The following is a 26,623-nucleotide window of genomic DNA, read 5'->3' on the forward strand; positions in this document are numbered from 1 at the left end:
GCATAACAGGGCTTACGTTCAACTCTTTGCTAAAGCGTCAATTTTGTACACATTTGCCGATCACAGCAAAGTTTCGACGGTTGTTTTATAACTGCACTTATGGGTAGCTAGAGTGCATGGGGAGGTCAATTTTCGGTTTTGCATACAAACAATCTGGCTAATGCGTTAATTTCTTGATCAAGACGTCACCGTGGCTCGTGGTCCGGGACTGAGGGGGTAAGTGATGAGGGGTCTACGTTCTTGGCTGCGGGCAGGTGCCGTCGCGACCGTGATCGCGATGGTTCCGTTGGCGGTCATGCTCACCGCAGCGCCGACCGTACAGAAACCGCGTATCGACCGGGTCGCGCTCGACTACGTCCTGACGGCGGGCATCGTGGAGTCCGGCACGACGGTCGGTATCGCCGACTCTGACCTGTGGGCGCTGTCGACGCCGGACGGCAAGCTCGATACCGCCGCGGTCAACCGGCACCTGGACGAGATGCAGGCGCTCGGCGTGAACACCGTGCGCGTCGTGCTGCCGTGGCGTGGCAACGAACCGTTCCGGCCGGGAACGTTTCCCCCGGGGGTTGAGGAGGCCGCCTGGGCCCGAAGCGACTACATCATCAACGCCGCGGCCGACCGCGACATGGCGATCGTCGCGGTGCTCGCCCACGGACCGGACTGGGCCGGGGTCGACCCGAACACGGACTGGTCGCTGATCGGGTTCGAGGAGCCTCCGCACCCGGACCTGTTCGGGGAGTACGCAGGCCGGGTCGCAACCCGTTACGGCGAGAAGATCGCGGCATACGAGATCTGGAACGAACCGAACTACGTGCGGGCATGGGCGCCGACCATCGATCCGGCCGCCTACACCGAGATGTTGCAGGCCGCCTACACCGCGATCAAGGACGCCAACGGCGACGACCCCAACGATCCGCTCGTCGTGGCCGGTGTGCTGGGCGCGGTGTTCAGCAGCCCTCTGACGTTGGATCCGGTGACGTTCGTCGAGACGATGTACGCCAGCGGGGCCAAGGGCTACTTCGATGCCCTGTCGTTTCATCCGTACCACTACACGCTGAAGTTCTCCGAAGGCGTCAAGAACGACTTCTGGCGTGCCCCGCTCGAGCAGGTGATCGAGATCAGGCAGCTGATGCTCGACAACGGCGATGAGGCGCTGAAGATCTGGGCCACCGAGTACGGGCTGCCGACCTTCGGCGACAACGGGGTGACCGAAGAGCATCAGGCAGCGTTCATCGAGGACTTCCTCAACGCGTGGAAGGACCTCAAGGACGCCGACGGCACCTCCTATACGGGTCCGTCGTTCATCTACACGTTGCGTGACCGCCTGGTCGGCGGCGTGCTGACGCCGGGCACGTCGCTGGGCATCTTCAACGTCGACTGGACCGCGAAGCTGGCGGCGCAGGTGATCAAGGACTTCATCGAGGAGAACCAGGAGCCGGAGGAACCGGAAGAACCGGTGGAGCCCGACGATCCGGGTGTTCCGAACCTGGGTGAGCAGGTCGCTCAAGCGCTGCAGGCGTTCTTCCAGGTGATCGCCAACGCGGTACAGGGTTTGGTCAACGCCGTATCCGCGTTCGTGAACTCCATTGCCCAGGCGATCGCGAACATCTTCCGGCCCACCGGCGCCGCTGACACGTCGCTGCCGGCGGAGGTGCAAAGCGAGGTCGCTGCGGGCGTCGATTCGGCAGCCATGTCGTTCCGCACTTCGTCGGCCGCTGACGAAGACACCGATGAGTCGGAAGGCTCGACCGCACAGACGGTTTCGTCCGACGACACCGCCGAGGATACGTCGACCGAGCCGACCGAGTCCGCCGAGACCGAGGAAGAGACCACGGTCGAAGATGTGGTCACCGAGGAGGAGACGGAGACCACGGAGGAGCAGGTTCCCGCCGACGAGCCCGAGACCGTCGACCCTGACGTCGAGACCGAAGAGACCGAAGAGGTCGAGACCGAAGAGACCGAAGAGGTCGAGGTCGAAGCACAGGTCGAGACGGACGAGGACGCCGCCGAAGAGGCGGTCGAGGATGACTCGCGTGAACCGGTGCGCACCGGTCTGGTGGCCAAGCCCGGGCAGGTGGGGCCGGACGGCTCTGACGACACGGACTCCGATGATTCGCAGGATGCAGACGATTCGGTGGGGGCCGATGACATGGGCGACGACGACGGCTCTTCGAGGGGTGGGCCGGAGTCGGGATCGGAGGCGGGCTAGCGAAAATCGCGGCTTCGCGAGCCGACCGCCATCGTGAGCTGGCCCATCCGGTCAGCGACGACGGTGACTGCGCCGGTGGCGTTCTGCACCTGCCCACGAATCAGCAGGGCGGCAGCCGTCTGCGCCAGCTTGCGGTGGCGTGCCCAAACCCCTGGCGAGCACAGGATGTTGACCATCCCTGTCTCGTCCTCGAGGTTGAGGAAGGTGACTCCCTGCGCCGTCGCGGGCCGCTGGCGATGCGTCACTGCCCCGGCCACCAGCACTCGGGTGCCGTCGGGAACCTCCAACAGCCTGTCTGCCGCAACGACGCCGAGCGCGTCGAGATCCTCGCGCAGGAACTGGGTGGGAAAGCTGTCCGGTGAGACGCCGGTGGCCCATACGTCGGCGGCGGCCAGTTCCAGTTCGGTCATGCCGGGCAGCGCGGGGGTGGCCAACGACGAACCCACTCCGGGCAGCCGGTCGGGACGTTCTCTGGCGGCGGCACCGGCCGCCCACAGCCCTTCGCGCCGCGTGATACCGAAGCAACCCAGCGCACCGGCGGTGGCCAACGCCTCGGTCTGCGGAACCGACAGCTGCACCCGCTGGGTCAGATCAAGCAGGGACGCGAAGGCCCCGTTGGCCTTTCGCTCCTCGACCATCCGCTCGGCCAGCTCGTCGCCGATGTGGCGGACGGCACCGAGGCCGAGCCGCACCTCGGTGCCGTCGTTCTCAAGCGTGGCGTGCGCGAGGCTGGCATTGACGTCAGGGCCGTGCACGGGGACCCCGTGCCTGCGGGCGTCGGCGACCAGTGACTGCGGTGAGTAGAAGCCCATCGGCTGCGCGCGGAGCAGGGCCGCGCAGAACGCCGCCGGGTGGTGCAGCTTGAACCACGACGAATAGAACACCAGCGATGCGAACGACAGCGAATGGCTTTCCGGGAAGCCGAAGTTGGCGAAGGCTTCCAGCTTCTCGTAGATCCGGTCGGCCACGTCGCCGGTGATGCCGTGCCGTTGGCGCATCCCGTCGTAGAACCTGTCCCGCAGTCGGCGCATCCGCTCCGTGGAGCGTTTGGACCCCATCGCCCGGCGCAACTGATCGGCTTCGGCCGCGGAGAAACCCGCGCAGTCCACTGCCAACTGCATGAGCTGTTCCTGAAACAGCGGGACACCCAACGTCTTTCGCAATGCGGCTTCCATCGACGGATGCTCGTAGGTGACCGGCTCGATACCGTTGCGTCGCTTGATGAACGGGTGCACCGAGCCGCCCTGGATCGGTCCGGGGCGGATCAGCGCCACCTCGACCACCAGGTCGTAGAACACCCGCGGCTTCAACCGGGGCAGCGTGGCCATCTGCGCCCGCGACTCCACCTGGAACACCCCGACCGAATCCGCGCGTTGCAGCATCTCGTAGACCGCAGGCTCCGAGAGGTCCAGGCGCGCCAGGTCCACCTCGATGCCCTTGTGCTCGCGCACCAGGTCGATGCAGTAGTGCAGCGCAGAGAGCATCCCGAGCCCCAGCAGGTCGAACTTCACCAAACCGATGGCCGCACAGTCGTCTTTATCCCATTGCAGGACGCTGCGGTTCTCCATTCGCGCCCACTCCACCGGGCACACGTCGGCAATAGGCCGGTCACAGATCACCATGCCCCCGGAGTGGATGCCCATGTGCCGCGGCAGGTTGGAGATCTGCTGGGCCAGGTCGACCACCGGCGCCGGAATGTCTTCGACATCTGGTGAGTCGGCCGCGCCGTTCCACCGGCTGATCTGCTTGCTCCACGCGTCCTGCTGGCCCTGGGAGAACCCCAGCGCACGCGCCATGTCGCGCACCGCGCTGCGGCCGCGGTAGGTGATGACGTTGGCCACCTGCGCGGCGTAGTCGCGGCCGTAGCGGTCGTAGACATACTGGATCGCCTTCTCCCGCAGGTCCGATTCGATGTCGATGTCGATGTCGGGCGGACCATCGCGCGCCGGGGACAGGAACCGCTCGAACAACAACTCGTTGGCGACGGGGTCGACGTTGGTGACCCCGAGCGCGTAGCAGACCGCCGAGTTGGCCGCCGACCCGCGGCCTTGGGCCAGGATGTTGTTTTCCTGGCAGAACCGGGTGATGTCGTGTACCACCAGAAAGTAGCCCGGGAACTTCAGCTGCGCAATGGTTTTCAGTTCGTGTTCGATCTGGGCGTAGGCCCGCGGCGCCCGCTCCGGCGAACCGTACCGGTTACGCGCGCCGGCCATCACCAGATGCCGCAGCCAGCTGTCCTCGCTGTGCCCGGGTGGAACGTCGAACGGCGGCAACTGCGGGGCGATCAGCGCCAGCTCGAACGCGCACTGCTCGCCGAGGTCGGCCGCCGCCGTCACCACTTGCGGACAGCCCGCGAACAGCCGGGCCATCTCCTCCCCCGACCGCAGATGCGAACCACCCAGCGGCGCAAGGTAACCGGCGGCCTCATCCATCGAGTGCCGGGCCCGGATCGCACCCATCGCCATCGCCAGCCGGCCACGCGACGGTTCGGCGAAGTGCGCACCGGTGGTGGCGACGACACCGACACCGAAGCGCGGCGCCAACTCGGCCAGCGTCGCGTTGCGTTCGTCGTCGACGGGGTCACCGTGGTGGGTGAGCTCGACGCTGACCCGCCTCTGCCCGAACCGGTCCACCAGATCGGCGAGCGCATCGGCGGCCGCCTCCGGGCCACCCGTGCGAAGCGCTTGGCGCACATGGCCTTTACGGCACCCGGTGAGGATGTGCCAGTGCCCACCTGCCGCTTCGGTCAGCGCGTCGTAGTCGTAGCGCAGCTTGCCCTTCTCCCCTCCGGCCAGATGCGCCTTGGCGAGTTCGCGCGACAGTCGCCGGTAGCCTTCCGGGCCGCGGGCCAGCACCAGCAGATGCGGGCCCGGCGGATCGGGGTCTTCGGTGCGGTTGCCTCCCCCGAGCGAGAGCTCCGCGCCGAACACCGTCGACATGTCCAGTTCCTTGGCGGCCTCGGCGAAGCGCACCACACCGTAGAGCCCGTCGTGGTCGGTCAGCGCGATCGCGCGCAGATCCAGGCGGACGGCCTCTTCAACGAGTTCCTCCGGCGTGCTGGCGCCGTCGAGGAAGCTGTACGCCGAATGGGCGTGCAACTCGGCATACGGCGTCGAGGTGGGCGGCCGGTCGATGTCTTCGGCCTGGTAGGCGGCGCGCTTGCGCGACCAGGCGGGGCTGTCGCCGCCGTCACCGACCTGCTGCTCGTCGATCGGCCAGCCGGAACGGCGCGGTTTGCCGTTCAGCACCCGCTGCATTTCGGTCCAGCTCGGCGGCCCGGTATGCCAACCCACCCCGCCAGTGTATCGAACTGATGTTCGATATCAGCCGGCCATCAGCAGCGTCGCCGCGCCGGCGGCCAGCAGGCCGATTGTCTGGCGTCGGGTGAGGCGTTCGTGCAGCACCAGGATGCCCAGCAGCACCGGAATCACCGGGTACAGCGACGCCAACGCCACCGCGATCGCCACGATCTGATGCTGGGTGGCCAGAAAGTACGAAATCAACGCCGCGGCGGCCAGGGCGCCGGAGGCCAAGGCCAGCGCGAACGGGCTGCGCGACACGCGAAGCGCCTGCCGCCCGACGAACGCCAGCGCCGCGCCGAGCACGCACAGCGCGCCGACGCGCCCGGTGGCGACCGGCCACAGCCCGGACGCCGGTGACGCTTGGGCGAGCGCCAGGTATTGCACGGCGATTCCCACCCCGGCCAACAACCCGTCGCCCGCACCGCCGGAGTGCGCGGCCGTCGTTTCCTGCCGACCGCTCGAGACCCACCACAACGCGGGCACCGCGATCGCGATACCGACCCACGCCAGCAGCGACGGGCGCTCGCCGCCGAGCACGACGCTGGCCAACGCCGACAACGCGATACCGGTGACCGCGCTGGTCGGCACGACCACCGACATCGCGCCGTGGCTCATGCCGCGGAACAGAAAGACCATCCCGGCAGCGGTGCCGACACCGGAGAGCACTCCCCACCACAGATCGGCAGCCGTCGGCGCCGGCGCGAGCACGACGGCGGCCGCGATTCCGGCCACCACCAGACCGGCCAGTTGGCCCAGCAGCGCGACGACCACGTAGTGCGCGCGACGCGACGCCAGCCCGCCGACGAAGTCTGATGTGCCGTAGAACAGCGCCGAACCCAGCGCGAAAAGCCAGCCCGTCACGGCGGCACCCGCTGCTGATCGCGTTCGGCCTGCCCGACCGGACACACGGCGCCCGTGGTGCACGCCTGGCGATCGCAGTACCGGCACAGCAGCGCGCTGTTGGGCACGAACCCGTACAACCCGCGCAGCAGCTTGGTCAACGCCTGTTCCAGCGCGGTGATCTCGTCGCCGCCGAGCGTGGCGATCAACTCGGTCAACCGCCGGGCCCGCTCATCGAGAACGCCTTGTGCGACCTCGCTTCCCGCCGGGGTGAGCTCGACCAGCCGCTCTCGGTGTGTCGGTGCCGCACGGCGGCTCAGCCCCGCGCGTTCCAACGCGTCGACCAGACGGGTGGCCGCCGACTGCGTCACGCCCACACACTCGCCCAGGCGGGAGACGCCCATCGGGCCGAGCTCGCGCAGCACCACCACCGCCGCCACTGCGCTCGGGCTCAGCCCCGCCCGGCCGGTGACCGACCCCACCAGCTGATCGTTGATGGCCAGCGCCGCCGCACCCAGCAGGTTCGCGACGCGGGTCTCATGCATGAGTCATGCATACCCATGGTTGGGCTCGATTAACGCCGATCCATCAAAATGGACGCCGCAGGAATGGCCTGTAACGGTTTGCGTTCACGGCAAGTCCTCTGCGTCGAGCTGATCTCTGGGCACCACCATCATCGGCACGTCCAGTACTCGCAGCATCTTGGCCGCCGTCGACCCTAAAAACAGGCGCCTCGGCGCGCCGAGCCTGCTCGATCCCACCATTATCAGATCGCCGTCGCGCCAGTCCAGCTTGCCCACCGCCTCCTCGATAGAACGGCCCTCCACGATCGTCGACGTCACGGGAAAGCCCTCGGGCAGGCGAAGTTTCGCGGTGTCGTGGGTGTGCCGGGCGTGCGCCAGCGCACGCTCGCGAACGGCCGCGTCGTCGCCGCGCAGCACCCCGAAGACCGGGTCGAGAGCCACCAGCGACACCAGCCTCAGCGGGGCGTCGGCCGCGCGACTGAACCGCACCGCGGTTTCCAGCAACAGGTCTGCTCCGGCACGTTCGCCGATCGCGCACGTCACCTCACGCACCCGTTCTGCCGAGGAGTGCCGCGTACCGCGTGGCGCGACCGCCACGGGAACCGGAGCCGAGTGCAGCAGTCCGTTGACCACCGATCCCAGCGAGTAGCTTCCCGCCAGGCCGCCGCCCGCGCCGCCGACGACGATGAGGTCGGCCTGCGCCCGCGCCGCCTCCTTGATCAGCGCGTCGGTCGAGGAGTCGTCGAACGCGACCCGGCTGGCCACTGCGACGTCGTCGGGCACCGACTCGCGTGCGGCGGCGAGCCACTCCTCGGCTTGGGCGGTCAGGTGTTCGCGGTAATCGCCGACCGGCGCATACGACGGCGGCACCCGGTCGGTCGGCAGGACCAGGCACAGGTCGAGTTCCGCGCCGAGCGTCCGGGCCAGCCGAACGCCCAGCGCCACCGCGTCTGCGCCACCGGGGGTGGCCAGATAACCGACGACGATCCTCACCGCGCCATCCTGTCAACCGGCGGCCCGAGATACCGGCGGTTCGACTCGATTCGGTCGAAGATCGGCGTCAGTCGCTGTACTCGACGGCGCCGTCCTCGAGCACCAGCCGGGCATCCGACCCGTCGGGGTTGGCCGCCTCGGTGCGAAACACCGCGTGGCCCGGTTCGGTGCGCCAGATCGACGTCGTCAGCGTCTCGCCGGGAAACACCGGCGAGGTGAACCGGGCCGAGATCGCGTTGACCTTCGTCGCGTCGTTGCCGCCGAGTTCGGCGACCAATGCCCGCCCGGCCACCCCGTAGGTGCACAGCCCGTGCAGGATCGGCTTGGGGAAGCCGGCCAGCTCGCGGGCGAACCACGGGTCGCTGTGCAGCGGGTTGCGGTCACCGGAAAGCCGATAGATCAGCGCCTGGTCCTCGCGGGTCGGCAACGCGATCTTCGAATCCGGTTCGCGGTCAGGGATTTCCGGTGCCGCGGGGCGCTGACCGGGCTGCCCGCCGAACCCGCCCTCGCCGCGGATCACGGCGGTGGCCATCGACTCGGCCACCACCTTCGAGGTGTCGGGGTCGGTGCCGGTGGCCTTGAACATGACGACGGCGTTCTTGCCCTCGCCCTTGTCCTGTATGTCGGCGACCTCGGCGACGACGCTGAGCTTGCCCGACGGCGGCAGCGGTTCGTAGAGCCGGATGGCCTGCGAGCCGTGCAGCAGCATCGCGAAGTTGAAGCTGCCGATCTTGGCGGCCGCGGCGAACGGCGTGCAGGCGATCACCGCGTAGGTGGGCAGCACCTGCTGCGGAATCTCGTGGCTGTTCTCGGTCGTGAACGCCAGATCTGAGGTTCCCGCGCCGACGCCGAGCGCGTACAGCATGGTGTCGCGGTCGGTCCATTCGAACAGTTGGGGTTCGGTCTTGACGCCGATGGCATTGGGATCGAGTGGCATAGACGGACGATAGCGTGCATTGACGTTCGTCCCCGCAGGGGTGACGATGCTCGCATGCATTATGTCGTTACCGGCGGTACTGGGTTTATCGGGCGGCGGGTGGTGTCGCAGCTCCTGGCCGGCAACGACGACGGCGGTGGCGAGACCCAAGTGTCGGTCCTCGTGCGGCGGGAGTCGCTGTCGCGGTTCGAACAGCTGGCCGCGACGTGGGGCGAGCGGGCCAAACCCCTGGTCGGCGACTTGGCCGCACCGATGCTCGGGCTCACCGACGAGGCGGTCGACGAACTCGGCGCCGTCGACCACATCGTGCATTGCGGCGCGGTCTACGACATCACCGCTTCCGATGCCGTCCAGCGCGGCGCCAACGTGGAGGGCACCCGGGCGGTCATCGAGTTGGCCGCCCGGCTCGACGCCACGCTGCACCACGTGTCCTCGATCGCGGTGGCGGGACGGCACCGCGGTGAGTTCACCGAGGGCGACTTCGATCTCGGCCAGGACCTGCCGACCGCGTATCACCAGACCAAGTTCGAGGCGGAGCTGCTGGTGCGGTCGGCGCCGGGGCTGCGCTACCGCGTGTACCGGCCGGGGGTCGTGGTGGGTGACTCGCGCACCGGCGAGATGGACAAGGTCGACGGGCCCTATTACTTCTTCGGGCTGCTGGCCAAACTCGCCCGGCTGCCGTCGTTGACGCCGATCGTGCTGCCCGACACCGGGCGCACCAACATCGTGCCCGTCGACTTCGTGGTCGACGCGTTGGTGGCGCTGATGCACAGCGACGGCCGCGACGGGCAGACGTTTCACCTCACCGCCGCTAAAACCATTGGGCTGCGCGGTATTTACCGCGGGGTCGCCCAAGAGGCGGGGTTACCGCCGCTGCGTGGGTCGCTGCCGTCAGCCACGGCGACGCCGTTCCTGCGCGCCACCGGGCGCGCCAAGGTGTTGCGCAACATGGCGGTCACCCAGCTCGGCATCCCGGCCGAGATCCTCGACGTCGTCGATCTGGTGCCGACGTTCACCGCCCACCACACCGCAGAGGCGCTGCGCGGCAACGGGATCGCCGCACCGGAGTTCGCGTCGTACGCGCCACGGCTGTGGCGCTACTGGGCCGAGCACCTCGATCCCGACCGGGCCCGCCGCGACGACCCGGCGGGACCGCTGGTCGGCAGGCACGTGCTGATCACGGGCGCCTCCAGCGGCATCGGCCGCGCGTCGGCCATCGCGGTCGCCGAACGGGGCGCGACGGTGTTCGCGTTGGCGCGCAACGCCGATGCACTCGACGATCTGGTCGCCGAGATCCGCGCGGGTGGCGGTCAGGCGCATGCGTTCACATGTGACGTCACCGATTCGACGTCGGTGGAGCACACGGTCAAAGACATTCTGGGCCGGTTCAACCACGTCGACTACCTGGTCAACAATGCGGGCCGGTCGATCCGGCGCTCGGTGGTCGCCTCCACCGACCGGCTGCACGACTACGAGCGGGTGATGGCTGTCAACTACTTCGGCGCGGTGCGGATGGTGTTGGCGTTGTTGCCGCATTGGCGCGAGCGCCGGTTCGGTCACGTGGTGAACGTGTCGAGCGCCGGTGTGCAGGCACGCAATCCGAAGTACAGCAGTTATCTGCCGACCAAGGCCGCGTTGGATGCGTTCGCCGATGTGGTGGCTTCCGAGACGCTTTCGGATCACATCACGTTCACCACCATCCACATGCCGCTGGTCCGCACGCCGATGATCGTGCCGTCGCGGCGCCTCAACCCGGTGCCCGCGATCAGCGCCGAACATGCTGCGGCGATGGTGGTGCGCGGCCTGGTGGACAAGCCGGCCCGCATCGACACCCCGCTGGGCACGTTCGCCGACTTCGGCCACTACCTGACCCCGAAGCTGTCCCGGCGCCTGCTGCATCAGCTCTACCTCGGCTATCCCGATTCGGCGGCGGCCCGCGGTGTGGCGCAGGACCCGTCGTCCCCGCCGCGGCGCCCGCAACGTCGGGCGGAGCCGCCGGTGTCGCTGCGGGTGCCCCGGCCGATCAAGCGCGCGGTGCGCTTGGTCCCCGGTGTGCACTGGTAGCCGCGTCGACCTATCGTTGGCAGCGTGACTGCGTATCCCGTCTTCATCGACGTGGACACCGGTGTCGACGACGCGATGGCGTTGGTGTATCTGTTCGCCAGTGCGGAAGCCGATGTCGTCGGCATCGCCTCCACCGCCGGAAACGTTCCGGTCCAACAGGTTTGCCGCAACAACCTGGCGCTGCTCGAGTTGTGCGGGGTCGACGTCCCGGTGTCCAAGGGCAGCGAGTGCCCGGTCAGCGCACCGCTGCGCACCGCGGAGGACACGCACGGTCCCGAAGGCATGGGATATGCGCAGTTGCCGTCGACGGCCCGCACGCTCACCGACTACGACGCCGCAGAGGCCTGGGTGCGCGCCGCACACGCGTATCCCGGTGAGCTGATCGGGGTGGCCACCGGCCCGTTGACGAACCTGGCGCTGGCGCTGCGCCGTGAGCCTGCGCTGCCGCGACTGCTGCGCCGACTGGTGATCATGGGCGGCGCGTTCGACTACCGCGGCAACACCACGCCGGTGGCCGAGTGGAACATCAGCGTGGACCCCGAAGCCGCAGCCGAAGTGCTCGCCGGGTGGGGGCCGGACGTCGGGCATCTCCCGATTGTGTTGGGGCTCAACCTCACCGAGAACATCGTGTTGACACCCGAGCTGTTGGGCAGGTTGAGGGCCGCGGTGGAGCACCCGTTGGTCACGGTGCTCGAAGACGCGATGCGGTTCTACTTCGAGTTCCATGCCGCCCAGGGTGAGGGCTATCTCGCGCACCTGCACGACCCGTTGGCCGCGGCGGTGGCGCTGGACCCCGATCTGGTCCGGTGCCGGCCCACGACCGTCGACGTCGAGCTGACGGGCACCCTCACCCGGGGGATGACGATCGCGGACTGGAGCCACCGGTGGGGCCGGGAACCCAACGCGCTCATCGGTGTTGACGTCGATCCCGCGGCGTTCTTCGACCGGTTCCTCGGACGCGTGGGCACCTTCGTCAAGCGACTGGACTACTCGTAGATGCCCTCGAGATACCAGCGTCGCTGCCGGTAACACAGCAGCAGGGCCTGCGCTGGCTCGGTGTCGAGCAGCACCTGCGCGCGCGCCGTCCGACCCACCTTGGCCCGCTGGGGATCCCACCACCGCTCGTCGACGGACCACGGACCGGCCCACCAGGCCAACCGGGCGTCGCGACCCGCCTTGCCGGGCGCAACCAGCCGCGACGGGTCGGTGGAGAACAGGCCACGACCGGTCACCCGCACCGGATTTCCCTCGGCGTCGAACAACTCGACCGGATCGTCGAGCAGCACCGTCGGCGACGGCTCGGGCAGCTGCCCCGGCCACGGCTGGCGGGGATCGGCCTTCGGCACCGGTTCGTCCCCCAGCGGCGTGAACGTGATGCGCTCGGCAGGTCCTCGGCCACCGGACAGTATGGGCATCTGCACTGCCTCGGGTCCGAGCAGCCCCTGCACCCGCACCAATGCGCGATAGGCACTGTCGGTCATCTTCGCTGGGGGTCCCCACAGCGGAAGCTGCAGCGCCTCGGCCGAAACCACCTCGACCGGCCGCAGCCGGATCATCGTGACGGGTGCGGTGGGCCGGTCGTCGGGGTTGCGTTTGTTCAACCAGCCGTCGAGCTGCCAGCGCACCCGGTCGGCGGTGGCGTCCTCGGTCAGCGGCTCGGCGCAGCGCCAAACCCGTTCGAGCTCTTCACCGTTGGCGGTGACGGCGTGGATGGCCAGCCGGGTGCATCCCACCCCGGAGGACTCCAGGCTTCGATGCAGGCTGCTGGCCAGCGACCGCCCGGCGAACGCCGCGGCGTCGACGCGGTCGATGGGCGGGTCGCAGTTCATGACGGCGTCGAGTTCGGCCTCGGGTTCTCTGCCCGACGGCCCACGGGTGGGCTCTCCGCGCGCGAACCGGTGGGCCACCACCCCGTCGGCGCCGAACCGGGAGGCGACGTCGCTGCGCGACAGCGCCGCGAACTGCCCGATGCTGCGGATCCCCATGCGCCACAACAGATCCGCTAGGTACTGCCGGTCGGGGCCGGCCAGGCTGGGCTCGGCGGCCAGCTGCCGAATCGACAGCGGTGACAGAAACCGCGCATCCTCGCCGGGTGCCACGATCCGGCCCGCCCGCGCGGCGAAGACCGCGGTGGGCAGCCGATCGGCGATGCCGACCTGGCATTCGGCACCGGCCGCGGCCACCGCGTCGATCAACCGCTGCGCGACGGCTTCCTCAGAGCCGAAGTAACGGGCCGCACCGCGCACCGGCAGTACCAGCAGCCCGGGGCGCAGCACCTCGGCCCGCGGCACCAGGTCGTCCACCGCGGCCGTGACGCCCTCGAAATGGCGGGCGTCGCGCGCCGGATCGGCGGTGACCACATGCAGTTCCGGGCAACGCGCCTGCGACTCCCGGCGCCGCAGCCCACGTCGCACACCGGCCGACCGGGCCGCCGCCGAACACGCGATGACCCGGTTGGCCAACGTCACCGCGATCGGAGCCGTGGCCGGTAGGCCGGCCGCGGCAGCCGCTGCCACCGCGGGCCAGTCCATGCACCAGATGGCCAGGACGCGCGTGGACACTCATCCGCCCGCGGCACGAACGGAACCGGTGAACCGGCCCCTGGCCCGCATGGCCAGCCGCACCCGACCGATGCGGCCAAAGCCCGGCCGGCCGTGACCGGTGATCTCATAACCGCAGACCCGGGCGTCCAGCCGGGTGGATGCGCCCTGCCAGTCGCCGTTGGTGACCAGCAGCGTGCAGCCCTTCTGCCGGGCCCGGGCCACCACCGCCCGCGCCCTGGTGGCCGGCACCGTGCGGCCGCCCAGACCGAGCACCACCAGATCCATCCCGTCCATCAGCACCGCGGCCACCTCGACCGGGTCGGCCCCCGGTTCGGGGATGACGGCGATCCTGCTCAGATCGGCTCCCATCTCCACGGCCGCCAGCAGGCCGACATCGGGCTGTCCGACGATCGCGGCATGCCCCCCGTCGGCCGTCACCGCCGCCACCATGCTCAGCGGGAGGGAGCGGGCCCCCGACACCACCGCCACCGTTCCGCGCGGCAACGGCTCCGATAGGAGTTCTGCATGGGATTCGGGTACCGGCAGCAAAGATTCCGAGGTCGGCAAGGGGTCGACCGACGGTGCGGCGCCCCTGCGCCCGACGCCCACCTTCCCGGAGACCGCCGCTATCCTGCGACGCAGGTGTTCCACCTGTTCAGCGCGGGTAAGCTGGCGCTGATCCAGGTCCATGGCCGCTGTCACAGCAGCACCTCCTGCATCATCTGAACCATCGGTTATTCGAATGTATGTTCGATACCGTCAGTAAACACTTCCCCACCGACACCGTCAAGCGCACTTTTGAGCGCGAGCTGGGCCCACACCGAAGGTAGGGGGACGCAGAAGGTCCCATTTGCAGCCAGAAAAAGGGCCTTCTGCGACTCTCTCGAAAATGTGGCAAATGTCCTGGTCGTGGGTTCCGACCGAACTGGGCAGCCTCGATTGTGCGGTTTCATACGGTCGGCCCGGCGTGTCGCGCATGAAACCGCACACTCGGCAGAATTTACGTGCAAGTCGCGTGACCACTAAAGATCAATGACTGCAACAGGCTACTCCCACTCGATGGTGCCCGGCGGCTTGCTCGTGACGTCGAGCACCACGCGGTTGACCTCGGCCACCTCGTTGGTGATGCGGGTGGAGATGCGTTCCAGCACTTCGTAGGGCACCCGGGTCCAGTCCGCGGTCATCGCATCCTCACTGGACACCGGACGCAACACGATCGGATGGCCGTAGGTGCGGCCGTCGCCCTGCACACCCACCGACCGGACGTCGGCCAGCAGCACCACCGGGCACTGCCAGATCTGGTGATCCAGACCGGCCGAGGTCAGTTCCTCGCGGGCGATCGCGTCGGCGCGCCGCAACGTGTCCAACCGGTCCGCGGTGACTTCGCCGACGATCCGGATGGCCAACCCCGGCCCCGGGAACGGTTGGCGCGCAACGATTTCCTCGGGCAGTCCGAGTTCACGTCCCACCGCGCGGACCTCGTCTTTGAACAGCAGCCGCAGCGGTTCGACCAGCTTGAACTTCAGGTCGGCGGGCAGTCCACCGACATTGTGGTGGCTCTTGATGTTGGCCGCGCCGGTTCCGCCGCCGGACTCCACCACATCGGGATACAGCGTGCCCTGCACCAAAAACTCGACGTCACCGTCGTTGGCGCCCAACGTATCTCGCACCGCACCTTCGAATGCGCGGATGAACTCGCGCCCGATGATCTTGCGCTTGCCCTCGGGGTTCGTCACCCCGGATAGCGCATCGAGAAACCGTTTCTCGGCGTCGACGGTGACGAGTTTGGCGCCGGTCGCGGCGACGAAATCGCGTTGCACCTGGGCGCGTTCGCCAGCGCGCAACAGACCGTGGTCGACGAACACACACGTCAACTGGTCACCGATCGCGCGCTGCACCAGCGCTGCGGCCACCGCCGAATCCACGCCACCGGACAGCCCGCAGATCGCGTGCCCGTTGCCGATCTGGTTGCGCACCTCACTGACGAGGGCATCGGCGATGCTGGCGGCGGTCCACGTCGCGCTGATACCCGCGAACTCATACAGGAACCGGCTCAGCACCTGCTGGCCATGCGGCGAATGCATCACCTCGGGGTGGTACTGCACACCGGCCAGCCGACGCTCCCGGTTCTCGAAAGCCGCGACCGGCGAACCCGCGCTGACCGCCACCACGTCGAACCCCTCGGGGGCCTCGGTGACCGCGTCCCCGTGGCTCATCCACACCGGCTGGGTCGTGGGCAGATCGGAATGAAGTTGTCCCCCTGTGACTTTGAGCTCAGTGCGGCCGTACTCGCGGGTGCCGGTCTCGGTCACCGTTCCGCCCAGTGTCTGGGCCATCGCCTGGAAGCCGTAGCAGATGCCGAATATCGGCACGTCCAGGTCGAACACGGCCGGGTTGAGCTGCGGGGCCTCGTCGGCGTACACGCTGGCCGGCCCGCCCGACAGCACGATGGCCTGCGGGTCGCGGGCCACGATCTCTTCGACGCTGGCGGTGTGCGGGATCACCTCGGAGTACACCCGCGCCTCGCGGATCCGTCGCGCGATCAGCTGCGCGTACTGCGCGCCGAAGTCGACCACCAACACGGGTCTGGGCGATGTCGATGTCACCCGGTCAGTCTAGTTGGCACCATCGGCTCGTTACCTGAGCCACAAAAGCGGGAATGGTGACAGACAATGGCCGATGACCCGTCCGACGACCGCAAGCTCGAAGCGAGGAGCACCGTGCCTGGTCTGCCGAAACACATCCGCGCGTGCCTGTTCGACCTGGACGGTGTCCTGACCGACACCGCCAGCGTGCACACCAAGGCCTGGCAAGCCATGTTCGACGACTTCCTTCGAGCACATGCGCAACGCACCGGCGAACCGTTCGTGCCGTTCGACGTGGGCGCCGACTACCTGCAGTACGTCGACGGTAAGAAGCGTGAGGACGGGGTGCGCTCCTTTTTGGCCAGCCGCGGCATCGAACTACCCGATGGGCACCCTGACGACGACACCGACGCCGAGACGGTGTTCGGCCTCGGCAACCGCAAGAACCAGATGTTTCACCGGGTGATGCGCGCCGACGGGGTCACGGTGTTCGACGGCTCGCGACGTTACCTCGAGGCCGTGGCCGACGCGGGTCTCGGCGTCGCGGTGGTCTCCTCCAGCGCCAACACCCGTGAGGTGCTCGAGGTGACGGGCCTGGACAGGTTCGTCCAGCACCGGGTGGACGGCGTCGTGCTGCGCGAGGAGAACATCGCCGGCAAGCCCGCACCGGATTCGTTTCTGCGGGCCGCACAACTGCTCGGCATCGAGCCCGCCCACGGCGCGGTTTTCGAAGACGCACTGGCCGGGGTGGCGGCCGGGCGTGCTGGTAACTTCGGCTACGTGGTCGGGGTGGACCGCGTCGGACATGCGGAGGCTCTGCGCCACAACGGCGCCGATATCGTCGTGGCCGACCTGATGGAGCTCTTGACGCAATGATCACCGACGAGCTTTACCCGGTAGAGCCGTGGCACATCCGCGAAACATCGCTTGATCTAGCGATTCTGGATGAATCCGAGTCAATATTCGCCCTGTCCAACGGTCACATCGGCATGCGCGCCAACCTCGACGAAGGCGAACCGCACAGCCTGCCCGGCACCTACCTGAACTCGTTCTACGAGGTTCGTCCGCTGCCGTACGCCGAGGCGGGCTACGGCTATCCGGAAGCCGGCCAGACGGTCCTCAACGTCACCAACGGCAAGCTCTTGCGCCTGCTTGTCGACGACGAACCGTTCGACGTCCGCTACGGCGACCTGCTCGAGCACGAGCGTGTGTTGGATATGCGCGCCGGCACGCTGACCCGAAATGTGCAGTGGCGCTCCCCCGCAGGCAAACAGGTGAAAATCGTTTCGACGCGGCTGGTCTCGCTCGACCAGCGCGGCGTCGCGGCGATCGAGTACATCGTGGAGGCGGTCGAACAGTTCGCCCGGATCACCGTCCAGTCCGAACTCGTGGCCAACGAAGACCAGCCACCTACGTCTGGTGACCCGCGGGTGTCGGCCGTTCTCGACCACCCGCTGGAGCCGGTGCATCAGGAAAGCACCGGCGACGGCGCAATTCTCATCCACCGCACGCGCGGCAGCCAGTTGATGATGGCCGCCGCGATGGACCACGAAATCGACGTGCCCGGCCGCGTCGAGGCGAAAACCGATACCGCCGAAGATTGGGCCCGCACCACGGTCATCTGCGGGCTGCGGCCCGGGCAACGGCTGCGTATCCGCAAGTATCTGGGCTACGCGTGGTCGAGCCTGCGTTCCCGTCCGGCATTGCGCGACCAGGTCGCAGGCGCGCTCAGCGGCGCCGAATACACCGGCTGGCAAGGCCTTCTGGATTCACAGCGGGCCTATCTCGATGACTTCTGGGACTCCGCCGACGTCGAGGTCGAAGGCGACCCCCACATCCAGCAGGCCGTGCGCTTCGCGTTGTTCCACGTGCTTCAGGCAAGCGCACGAGCCGAGCGCCGCGCGATTCCGGGCAAGGGCTTGACGGGCACCGGCTACGACGGCCACGCGTTCTGGGACACCGAAGGTTTCGTGCTACCACTGCTCACCTACACCGCACCCTATGCCGCCGCCGACGCGCTGCGGTGGCGCGCCTCCACTTTGGATATGGCCAAAGAGCGTGCCGAGTTACTCGATCTCGAAGGTGCCGCCTACCCGTGGCGGACCATCCGGGGTGAGGAGTGCTCGGGGTACTGGCCCGCAGGCACCGCGGCCTTCCACGTCAACGCCGCTATCGCCATGGCATTCGAACGCTATCGCGTTGTAACAGGCGATGATTCACTGGATATCGAATGCGGGCTGAAGGTACTGGTCGAGACCGCGAGGATGTGGCACTCGCTGGGCCAGCATGACCGGCACGGGGTGTGGCACATCGACGGCGTCACCGGCCCCGACGAATACACCGCGGTGGTGCGCGACAACGTGTTCACCAACCTGATGGCGGCGCGCAACCTGCGTGCGGCCGCAGCTGCCTGCCTTCGGCACCCCGACGAGGCGAACGCCATGGACGTCACCGCCGAGGAGATCGCCGCGTGGCGCCACGCCGCGGCGACCGTTCACATCCCGTACGACGAGGAACTCGGCGTCCATCCCCAGTGCGATGGGTTCACGACGTTGCGGGAGTGGGATTTCGAGGCCAACACCGCCTATCCCCTGTTGCTGCACGAGCCCTACGTGCGGCTCTACCCCCAGCAAGTCATCAAACAGGCCGACCTGGTGTTGGCGATGCATTGGGAGAGCCACGCTTTCACCCCCGAGCAGATGGCCCGCAACGTCGACTACTACGAGCGGCGCACCACCCGCGACTCGTCGCTGTCGGCGTGCACGCAGGCGGTGATGTGCGCGGCTGTCGGGCATCTCGAGCTGGCCCACGACTACGCCTACGAAGCCGCGATGATCGATCTGCGCAACCTGCACCACAACACCCGCGACGGCCTGCACATGGCCTCACTCGCCGGTGCATGGTCGGCGTTGGTGGCAGGCTTCGGCGGACTTCGCGACGACGAAGACGTCCTGGTGCTCAACCCGCAACTGCCCAAGACACTGTCGCGCCTGAAGTTCCGGTTGCTGTGGAAGAACTTTCGGCTCACCGTCGACGTCAACCACGAAAACGTCACGTACACCCTTCGCGACGGTCCCGACTCGTCGCTGACGATCCGCCACGCCGGTGAGGATCTCGAGCTCAAGACCCAGAACCCCACGACCGTCGCGGTCAAACCCGTCCGTCCGCTGCTGCCGCCGCCGCAACAGCCACCGGGGCGGGCGCCGTTGCGCCACGAGCAACCTGGCTAAACCAACTGCTTGCTCAGCGGCAGCCCGCCTGTGGCCTCGAAGATGACCCGACGCCCGATCTCTACCGCGTGGTCGGCGAAGCGCTCGTAATAGCGCCCGAGCAGCGCCACGTCGACGGCCGAGCAGACACCGCCCTGCCATTTGTGGTCGAGCAGCAGCGTGAACAGCCGACGGTGCTCGTCGTCCACCACGTCATCGTCGTGGTGCAACTGGGCGGCCTTGTGGGGATCCGGTGAGATCAGCACCTCCTGCGCGGTTTTGGCCAACTGCACTGCGCGGGAGCCCATCTCGGTGAAGCTGGCGCGCACGTCGTCGGGCAGCGCGCATTCCGGATGGCGCAGGCGCGCGATGTTGGCCACGTGCACCGCGAGCGCGCCCATCCGCTCGATGTCGGCGCTGATGCGGATCGAGCCGACGATGGTGCGCAGGTCACCCGCCACGGGCTGCTGTAGCGCGAGCAGCCTGATCGCCATCTCCTCGGCCCGGCGGTTGAGCAGCGCAATGTGCTCGTGTTCGGTGATCACCTGCTCGGCCAGCGTCAGGTCGGCGTCCAGCAGCGCCTGCGTCGCGCGTTCCATCGCGGCGGCGGTCAGCCCGCACATCTCGCCCAACTGTGCGCACAGCGCCGACAACTGCTCGTGGTATGCGGTTCGCATGACCGGAACCTTCCTGCGTCGAGTCCGGGGGTTCCCGATGGGCCACTGCGTACCCGCACCGGGCCAAGATCAACCCGTGGACGTGACCGGCTCGATCGGCAGCCGGCGAAGGGCTGCGGGGGCGTCGGCGGGCACCGCCGGGTTGGCCGGCGGGATCGGGTCGATGCGCTTGTACGGCTGTCCTTGCGGGGGACGCAGGTCGGCCTGCCCCTTGTTGGGCCACAGCGACGCCGCCCGCTCGGCTTGCGCGGTGATCGAAAGCGACGGGTTCACACCGAGGTTCGCCGAGATGGCCGCTCCGTCGTGCACCGAAAGCGTCGGATACCCGTAGACCCGTTGATACGGATCGATGACGCCGGTCTCCGCGGTATCGCCGATCGCGGCCCCGCCGAGGAAGTGCGCGGTCAGCGGGATGTTGAACAGCTCACCCCAGGTGCCGCCCGCGACTCCGTCGATCTTTTCGGCGATGCGCCGGGTGACCTCGTTGCCCACCGGGATCCACGTCGGGTTCGGCTGTCCGTGGCCCTGCTTGCTGGTCAGGCGGCGGTAGCCGAGCTTGGTGCGTTCGGTGAACGTGGTGATCGAATTGTCCAGGTGCTGCATGACCAGCGCGATGACGGTGCGTTCGCTCCAGCGCCGGACGTTGATCATGCGCAGCGTGCCGCGCGGGTTGGCCGCTGCGTCGCGCAGAAACTGGCGCCAGCGCGGCACGTCGGTGCCCTGTGGGCCGTCGCCGTCGGTCATCAGCGTCTGCAACAGCCCCATCGCGTTGGAGCCCTTGCCGTAGCGCACCGGTTCGACGTGGGTGTCGGAGGTGGGATGGATGGATGACGTGATCGCCACGCCGTGGGTGAGATCGAGACCGGGTGAGACCTTGTACTTGCCCGCGCCGACGATCGACTCCGAATTGGTCCGGGTCAGCACGCCGAGGCGCTCGGACATCTTGGGCAGCTTGCCCTTATCGCGCATCTTGAACAGCAGCTGTTGCGTACCCCAGGTGCCCGCGGCCAGCACCACGTGCGTGGCGGTGATCTTGCGCCTCTTCTTGCGCACCCAGCTTCCGGTGCGCACGGTGCGGACCTCCCACAGGCCGTCGGCGCGTTGCTCGAACCCGGTGACGGTGGTCATCGGAAGTACTTCTGCGCCAGCCTTTTCCGCCAGGTACAGGTAGTTCTTCACCAACGTGTTCTTGGCGTTGTGGCGGCAGCCGGTCATGCACTCGCCGACCTCTATGCAGCCGGTCCGCGCCGGACCCGCCCCGCCGAAGTAGGGGTCGGGCACGGTCTTGCCGGGCATCTTGGTGCCGTCGGGCCCGAAGAACACGCCAACGGGAGTGGGCACCCAGGTGTCGCCGACGCCCATCTCGTCGGCGACCTCCTTGACGATGCGGTCGGCATCGGTGAATGTCGGGTTGGTCACCACACCGAGCATCCGCTGCGCCTGGTCGTAGTGCGGCATCAACTCCGAGCGCCAATCGGTGATGTCCTTCCACTGCGGGTCGTTGAAGAACGGGTCCGGCGGCACGTAGAGGGTGTTGGCGTAGTTCAGCGATCCGCCGCCCACCCCGGCGCCGGCCAGGATCATCACGCTGCGCAGCAGGTGGATCCGCTGGATGCCGTACATACCGAGTTTCGGCGCCCACAGGAACTTGCGCAGGTTCCACGAGGTCTTGGCGAAATCCTCGTCGGCGAAGCGACGGCCCGCCTCCAGCACACCGACGCGGTAGCCCTTCTCGGTGAGCCGCAGCGCGCTCACGCTGCCGCCGAAGCCCGAGCCGATGATCAGGACGTCGTAGTCAGGTCTCATGCACCCAGTATGGGCTTACCCGCGGGTAACATGCCAGCACCGCTGCGCGAGCAGCTGCAGGGGGCAAAGATGAGCGCAGCCGGAACACGGCCGGTGAGACGTGGTGAAGGGATCTGGTGACTTCGGTGTTGCGCCTGGGGGACGGTTCGACAGTGCGACTGGGCGCAGTGCTGGCGCGCGCCGGTGAGGGCACCATCTACGAGATCGCCGGCAGGCCCGACTGGGCAGCCAAGATCTTTCATCCTGAACTCAGGGCGCTGGACGCCAAGCGCGCCAAAGTCGCGGCCATGGTGGCAACACCACCGGACAGCGCGATGCAGTCGGACGGGTTTGTGGTACTCACCTGGCCATTGCAATTGGTCGAGGGTGACGGCGTCTCCGGTTACATCATGTGGCGGATCGACACCTCCAATGCGGTGGAGATCCACTCCGTGAGTAACCCATCCGACAGAATGAATCCGCTGCCTTCGGCACCACAATGGACCCCACACGTCACCTGGCACCACTTGGTCAGTGTCGCCGCCAATCTGTGCCTGGCCGTGGAAACGGCCCATAAGGTCGATGCGGTCATCGGGGATTTCCAGGAACGCAACATCTTGGTCAACGACACCACGCGGGTGACCCTGGTGGATTGCGACTCGATGCAATTCACCGACCAGGCTGGTCGCCAATATCTGTGCGGGGTCGGTCGTCCAGAGTTTACCGCTCCCGAACTGGCCGGCCTTGACCTCGCCACCACGGCGCGCCGCAAACCGTCGGATCTGTTCGCATTGGCCGTACACATGCACCTGCTGCTGATGGCGGGTAATCATCCCTTCCAGCGCGGTATATGGACTGGCCACGGTGATCAGCCCGACGCGCTCACGTTGGCCAAGGCCGGGCAATGGGCCGGTGGGCCGGGTTCGGCGCTGCATTCTCACCCACTAGCACCGTCTGTCGACTTCCTGCCCGACCAGATACAGGCGCTTTTCATCCGGGCATTCACCGACGGTGCGCGTGATCCCGAGGCGCGACCGACCGCCACCGAATGGCGTCAAGCACTGCACATGGTTCGAGTGGGTAATTGCGCACGCGGGCACCAGATCCCGATCGAGGCGCCACACTGCCCATGGTGTGTCATCGATGACGAACGCATGCATCGTCGCAGCCGATACGCAGCTGAGAACCAGGCGACCCAAAAAGTCCATCCGGTAATCGGCACTGCCCCAGCATCGTCCCACAAGCCCACTACCACAAAACCTTTCACTGGGTCCGGGGCCGCAGCGGCTCCCGGCAGTCAGCGGCGCACCGGAGTTCTGCTCGCCGCGGGCGCCGGTACGCTTGGGCTGCTAGCCGCCGTCATTCTCATCATCATCGCTTCCAACAGCGGATCTGAATCGACAACGGCGGGGAACATAGTCGCGACGACAACCACGATGACCTCCGCCCGCTACGACGTCGACACCACGAGCAGGCGAGCGGGTACCACGACGCCGACCCATCGACCAGACGCGTCCGCGGTAGCGCTGAATGTGAGCAAGCCGATCACCGTACCCGCCTGCGACGGTATGGGAATCGTCGTACTGCAGAACGCAGTGACCCCGGGAAGGTATGACATGGAGATCCAGCGTGGCCTGGACCGTTTCCCCGACGCGTCCTACCTACGCACCGATCATTCCTGCCCCTCGCTGCGCCAGATGAGCGACGAGGGAACGCCAATCTATACCGTGTATCGTCCGGCGGGCCGCACCGTCGGCGAACTCTGTGCCGCAGTGCGCCGGGCCGGGGGCGATGCTTACGGGAAATGGCTGGATACCGTCAGCGATCCGAGGGACTACCTGACGTGCTGAAAGCGCAAACCCAATTGACAAATACCGAGTTGCCGCGCGCCATCGAGGAGAATCTCAATGAACACCGCCGCGACCGGGTCGCCATCAGCGCAGACGAACCAGATACGACCCACCCGTGCAGGTTATGGCGGTATCGACCCTGTCACACGCGACCGTGATGGTCTCGGCGTCGTCGGTGTTGTAGACACGAAACGACGCCGGCACTGCCGGGCTTATGTTCATTTGGTTCCGGATGACATAGGCGAAGCGGCATGTCGTCACGTCGTTTCCGCGCACGGCAAATCGGTACGGATCCCCTGCCACGTTCGGACAGTCAGCGCCGGGGGCCGGATCGGCGATGTCTAAGAATGCGGTTATCGTCGACCTGAAGCCAGCGTTGTAGTTCCATAACGCCCACAGCGTCGCGCCTACTAACAAGGCGGCAATTACGACTCCGACGGCGAACTCGAGCAGCCACCCAGATCGTTTAGGGCGACCGCCGGCCTTCGGCCGAGTTGATATTGGATGTTTGGCCTTGGCGCGCGCAACAGGCCGAGCACTGCCCGGCGGCTTCTGATCAGTGACCAATTTCCTCGGGGTCGGAGACACCTTGGTCGTCGCGGACGGAGAGTGCTTGCCTTTCAAGGCTGTTCGAGTGGAGACCGGTTTCTTCACCGGCGTTGCAGGCTTTCTCACCGACGCACCTGGACTCGGCTTCACGGGGTGGACGGTTTGACGTTCGACCCCGGCCGCTGCCGCACGACTCCTGCGTCGAGCGCGTTCGTCCTCGACGGTGCACCAGGGGCACACCGCAGTTTCGCGAGGAATTTGATGCGCGCCACGAGAGCAGCTGGTGAGTTGAATTTCACGCAACGAGGCGCGCCATTCGGCTGCGGATGGCCGCCGTTCGGCGTCGGTGGCACCGTCGGTGAAGGCACGCGCGAAGAGGTCTTGAACCGCTGCCGGCAAAAAGTCGACTGGTGGAGCCAGTGGATGGGTACGCAGGCGCGACCGCGGTCCGCCGGCCCAGTCGCCGGCCATGGCCAGCTTCACCGCGCTGGGTTGTTCTCCTTCGCCGGTCCACGTGCCGCGTAGGAATGGGTGATTGCCGGCCATCAGGAGCAGGTGGATGTGAACGGCAAGTGCGAATAGGTCCGACGGTTTACTTCGAGGGTGAGTACCCAGGTCCTGACCGACCAGTTCAGGTGCGATGAACTCGGGTCGTCCGACACCGCACGGGAAGACCCGACCGTCCGCACCTTTGAACTGCATCGAGTCGCAGTCCACCAGAGTCACTCGGCAGGTGTCGGACACCAGAATATTGCGTTCCTGGAAGTCGCCGACCACCGCGTCGATGCGATGCACTACCTCGACCGCCAGACATAGGTTGGTGGCGACAGTGAGTAGGTGACCCCAGCTGACGTTGCGGGGCCACTGCGGTCCGGAAATCAAGGGATGGGCACGGTTTGACGGATTGCTGAGGATGTGGATCTCCACCGCATTTGTGGTGTCGATACTGGGCATCAAGTAGCCGACGGGTCGGTGGTCTCGCTTGACGAGCTGAGTCGGCCAAGTCAGGACCGTAAAGCCATCGTCCTGCGTCGCGCCGAGCGGTCGCACCGCTACCATTGCCGCGACCTTGTCGAGCTTGGCCTCAAGCTGACTCAGCGTTGGATGAAATATCTTGGCAACCGACTCCGGCCGATCCACGACAGTGTGGATTGATCCCTCGCCGGCGGTTGCCAGTGTCGGACCCAACTCGATGGATTGCCCGGTCGATAGCCGAAACCCGCCTGCTCGCCGCCCTCCGGACGATGACACTGACCCAGCAGGCGTGGCCAACCCGCTTCCTCTCGACTAAGCGGCGCCCCAGCGCGATGGCCGCCGACGCCCGCAGTTTAGGAACTCATCCCAGGATTGTCCCACGTCAAAGTGCGCACCGCAGCACCCGTATGAACGGCGCCCGGTCATCTCAGGCGGTGATGGAGTCGTCCTCGGTGAAGAGGGGCCAGCGAGACAACAGCTCGGTCGGAATCAAGGCTGCGGACGTGTCTCGGACTCGTGATGTGCCACATCACCTTGAGGTGGAGCAGGTTTGTTCAGCGGCGTCGACAACGAGGCGAAGACTTCCTCGTTCGAACGCGCTAAGCGGCTCCCCGTACATCGACCTCGACACACCGCATGGCACGACGCTCCCTTCGGCAAAATTCCCAACGCATGCGATGCCAGCGAACACGTCGTACGTTCGGTTGACATCTCGGACAACGGAACCTTCAGCGCGTCGTTCTGTGATACGTTGACGCATGTCAGGCGCTGAAACTAAGTGCCGTCGGCGATGTGCGACGGGGGGATGGAATGTCGAAAAAGCTACCGCCGAGCAAATTTGGAGCCGGTACAACGTACGGCGAGACCGGGCAGGCCTACGCGCTGCCTCAAGCACCACCTCCCCCGCCGGCTCCGGCCCCGCCGCCCTATCCCGTTGCGCCAGACCCGCATGCGATGACTGCCTACCCGGCTCCGCCGGTTCCGGATCCCTACGCGCCGACCGGCTACCCGATGCCGACACCGACTGCCCAGCCGGTCATCCCCGGCCCCACGTATTCGGGGGCGGGCTCTATCCCCGGTACCGCGACCATCGCGGCGATTCTGAGCTTGGTCGGTGCACTCTGGTACGGCATCGACGTCATCCGGGGGTGGGAGGCTATCGGGGGCCTGCTCTCGTCGGTCGGTCAGCTTTCCAGCCTGGGAATGGACCCGTCGGTCACCGCTTGGGCGTACGGATCAGCCGCCTCGGTGGTAGCGCAACTGATCTTGGTGCCAGCGCTGCTGATTGGCGGAGTTCTGCTCTTGTGCCGTATCTCAGCCGGTCGGGCGATGGTGATGTTCGGTAGCGTGCTGGTGCTCGCCACGAACATATTCTGGGCTATTGCCGCATTCCAAGCGGTCGGTTGGATGACCAACTTCGCCAACAGTGTCGGGATGAGCCGCGCGGTTAGCGGTGAATTGGTTGGTATGGTCCTGCTCAATACCGGATTGCCGGCGCTGATCGCCGTCGTCACACTCATCCTCGCGAGCGCAAGTACAACCAAGCTATGGTGCCAGCGCTCGACGTCGTCGACGTACTGA

General features: G+C 67.1%; 18 protein-coding genes. 7 read left to right on the forward strand and 11 right to left on the reverse strand.

Annotation, left to right across the window (positions count from 1 at the left end):
- The first annotated feature begins 223 nt into the window (after positions 1–223).
- Positions 224–2,209: a cellulase family glycosylhydrolase gene (locus tag ABQE93_RS08830; protein ID WP_448406915.1), complete on the forward strand. Its 1,986-nt coding sequence runs from the start codon at positions 224–226 to the stop codon at positions 2,207–2,209.
- Here the strand turns inward: ABQE93_RS08830 and ABQE93_RS08835 are convergent.
- The 5 genes from ABQE93_RS08835 to ABQE93_RS08855 all read right to left on the reverse strand — a co-directional run bounded on the left by ABQE93_RS08835 (position 2,206) and on the right by ABQE93_RS08855 (position 8,805).
- The gene (locus ABQE93_RS08835; RefSeq protein ID WP_448406914.1) at positions 2,206–5,502 is read right to left on the reverse strand and encodes an error-prone DNA polymerase; all 3,297 of its coding nucleotides are present in this window, start codon (positions 5,500–5,502) and stop codon (positions 2,206–2,208) included. The two genes, ABQE93_RS08830 and ABQE93_RS08835, sit on opposite strands and share 4 nt — an antisense overlap.
- Before the next feature lie 30 nt (positions 5,503–5,532).
- Complete coding sequence (locus ABQE93_RS08840; RefSeq protein WP_448406913.1) at positions 5,533–6,372, reverse strand: GRP family sugar transporter; 840 nt, start codon at positions 6,370–6,372, stop codon at positions 5,533–5,535.
- Positions 6,369–6,896 carry a MarR family winged helix-turn-helix transcriptional regulator gene (locus ABQE93_RS08845; protein ID WP_448406912.1) on the reverse strand — a complete coding sequence of 176 codons (528 nt, stop codon included), beginning with the start codon at positions 6,894–6,896 and terminating at the stop codon, positions 6,369–6,371. Before ABQE93_RS08845 ends, ABQE93_RS08840 begins: the two co-directional genes overlap by 4 nt.
- A gap of 84 nt (positions 6,897–6,980) precedes the next feature.
- On the reverse strand, positions 6,981–7,868 hold the full coding sequence (locus tag ABQE93_RS08850) for a universal stress protein (RefSeq protein WP_448406911.1): 888 nt from the start codon (positions 7,866–7,868) through the stop codon (positions 6,981–6,983).
- Between the two features lie 67 nt (positions 7,869–7,935).
- A complete protein-coding gene (locus tag ABQE93_RS08855; RefSeq protein WP_448406910.1) occupies positions 7,936–8,805 on the reverse strand; it encodes a MaoC family dehydratase in 870 nt (289 codons plus the stop codon).
- Between the two features lie 54 nt (positions 8,806–8,859).
- Here ABQE93_RS08855 and ABQE93_RS08860 point away from each other — a divergent pair, with 54 nt between their 5' ends.
- Together ABQE93_RS08860 and ABQE93_RS08865 are read left to right on the forward strand one after the other, a co-directional pair.
- Positions 8,860–10,869: an SDR family oxidoreductase gene (locus tag ABQE93_RS08860; protein WP_448406909.1), complete on the forward strand. Its 2,010-nt coding sequence runs from the start codon at positions 8,860–8,862 to the stop codon at positions 10,867–10,869.
- A gap of 24 nt (positions 10,870–10,893) precedes the next feature.
- Positions 10,894–11,865, forward strand: coding sequence for a nucleoside hydrolase (locus ABQE93_RS08865; protein ID WP_448406908.1), 972 nt, complete (start codon positions 10,894–10,896; stop codon positions 11,863–11,865).
- Here ABQE93_RS08865 and ABQE93_RS08870 read toward each other — a convergent pair.
- The 3 genes from ABQE93_RS08870 to guaA all read right to left on the reverse strand — a co-directional run bounded on the left by ABQE93_RS08870 (position 11,856) and on the right by guaA (position 16,018).
- Entirely contained in the window at positions 11,856–13,400 is a 1,545-nt protein-coding gene (locus ABQE93_RS08870) for a DNA polymerase Y family protein (protein ID WP_448407279.1), read from the reverse strand. The genes ABQE93_RS08865 and ABQE93_RS08870 overlap by 10 nt on opposite strands.
- A gap of 30 nt (positions 13,401–13,430) precedes the next feature.
- Positions 13,431–14,114 carry a DnaE2-dependent mutagenesis accessory factor ImuA' gene (locus ABQE93_RS08875; RefSeq protein WP_448406907.1) on the reverse strand — a complete coding sequence of 228 codons (684 nt, stop codon included), beginning with the start codon at positions 14,112–14,114 and terminating at the stop codon, positions 13,431–13,433.
- Between the two features lie 344 nt (positions 14,115–14,458).
- The gene (gene guaA / locus ABQE93_RS08880; protein WP_448406906.1) at positions 14,459–16,018 is read right to left on the reverse strand and encodes a glutamine-hydrolyzing GMP synthase; all 1,560 of its coding nucleotides are present in this window, start codon (positions 16,016–16,018) and stop codon (positions 14,459–14,461) included.
- Between the two features lie 66 nt (positions 16,019–16,084).
- On the opposite strand from guaA, the gene ABQE93_RS08885 reads away from it, so the two are divergent.
- The gene (locus tag ABQE93_RS08885; protein WP_448406905.1) at positions 16,085–16,873 is read left to right on the forward strand and encodes a beta-phosphoglucomutase family hydrolase; all 789 of its coding nucleotides are present in this window, start codon (positions 16,085–16,087) and stop codon (positions 16,871–16,873) included.
- Complete coding sequence (locus tag ABQE93_RS08890; protein ID WP_448406904.1) at positions 16,870–19,227, forward strand: glycoside hydrolase family 65 protein; 2,358 nt, start codon at positions 16,870–16,872, stop codon at positions 19,225–19,227. Before ABQE93_RS08885 ends, ABQE93_RS08890 begins: the two co-directional genes overlap by 4 nt.
- On the opposite strand, the gene phoU is transcribed toward ABQE93_RS08890, so the two are convergent.
- Both phoU and ABQE93_RS08900 read right to left on the reverse strand, forming a co-directional pair.
- Positions 19,224–19,883, reverse strand: a complete 660-nt coding sequence (gene phoU / locus ABQE93_RS08895) for a phosphate signaling complex protein PhoU (protein ID WP_448406903.1) — start codon at positions 19,881–19,883, stop codon at positions 19,224–19,226. The two genes, ABQE93_RS08890 and phoU, sit on opposite strands and share 4 nt — an antisense overlap.
- 69 nt (positions 19,884–19,952) lie before the next feature.
- Positions 19,953–21,689 carry an FAD-dependent oxidoreductase gene (locus ABQE93_RS08900; RefSeq protein WP_448406902.1) on the reverse strand — a complete coding sequence of 579 codons (1,737 nt, stop codon included), beginning with the start codon at positions 21,687–21,689 and terminating at the stop codon, positions 19,953–19,955.
- A gap of 116 nt (positions 21,690–21,805) precedes the next feature.
- Between ABQE93_RS08900 and ABQE93_RS08905 the strand changes: the two genes are divergently transcribed.
- On the forward strand, positions 21,806–23,518 hold the full coding sequence (locus tag ABQE93_RS08905; protein WP_448406901.1) for a hypothetical protein: 1,713 nt from the start codon (positions 21,806–21,808) through the stop codon (positions 23,516–23,518).
- Positions 23,519–23,602: 84 nt separating this feature from the next.
- On the opposite strand, the gene ABQE93_RS08910 is transcribed toward ABQE93_RS08905, so the two are convergent.
- On the reverse strand, positions 23,603–25,207 hold the full coding sequence (locus ABQE93_RS08910; RefSeq protein WP_448406900.1) for a hypothetical protein: 1,605 nt from the start codon (positions 25,205–25,207) through the stop codon (positions 23,603–23,605).
- Positions 25,208–25,996: 789 nt separating this feature from the next.
- On the opposite strand from ABQE93_RS08910, the gene ABQE93_RS08915 reads away from it, so the two are divergent.
- Positions 25,997–26,623, forward strand: coding sequence for a hypothetical protein (locus ABQE93_RS08915; protein WP_448406899.1), 627 nt, complete (start codon positions 25,997–25,999; stop codon positions 26,621–26,623).

It is taken from the genome of Mycolicibacterium sp. XJ662, assembly GCF_053484035.1.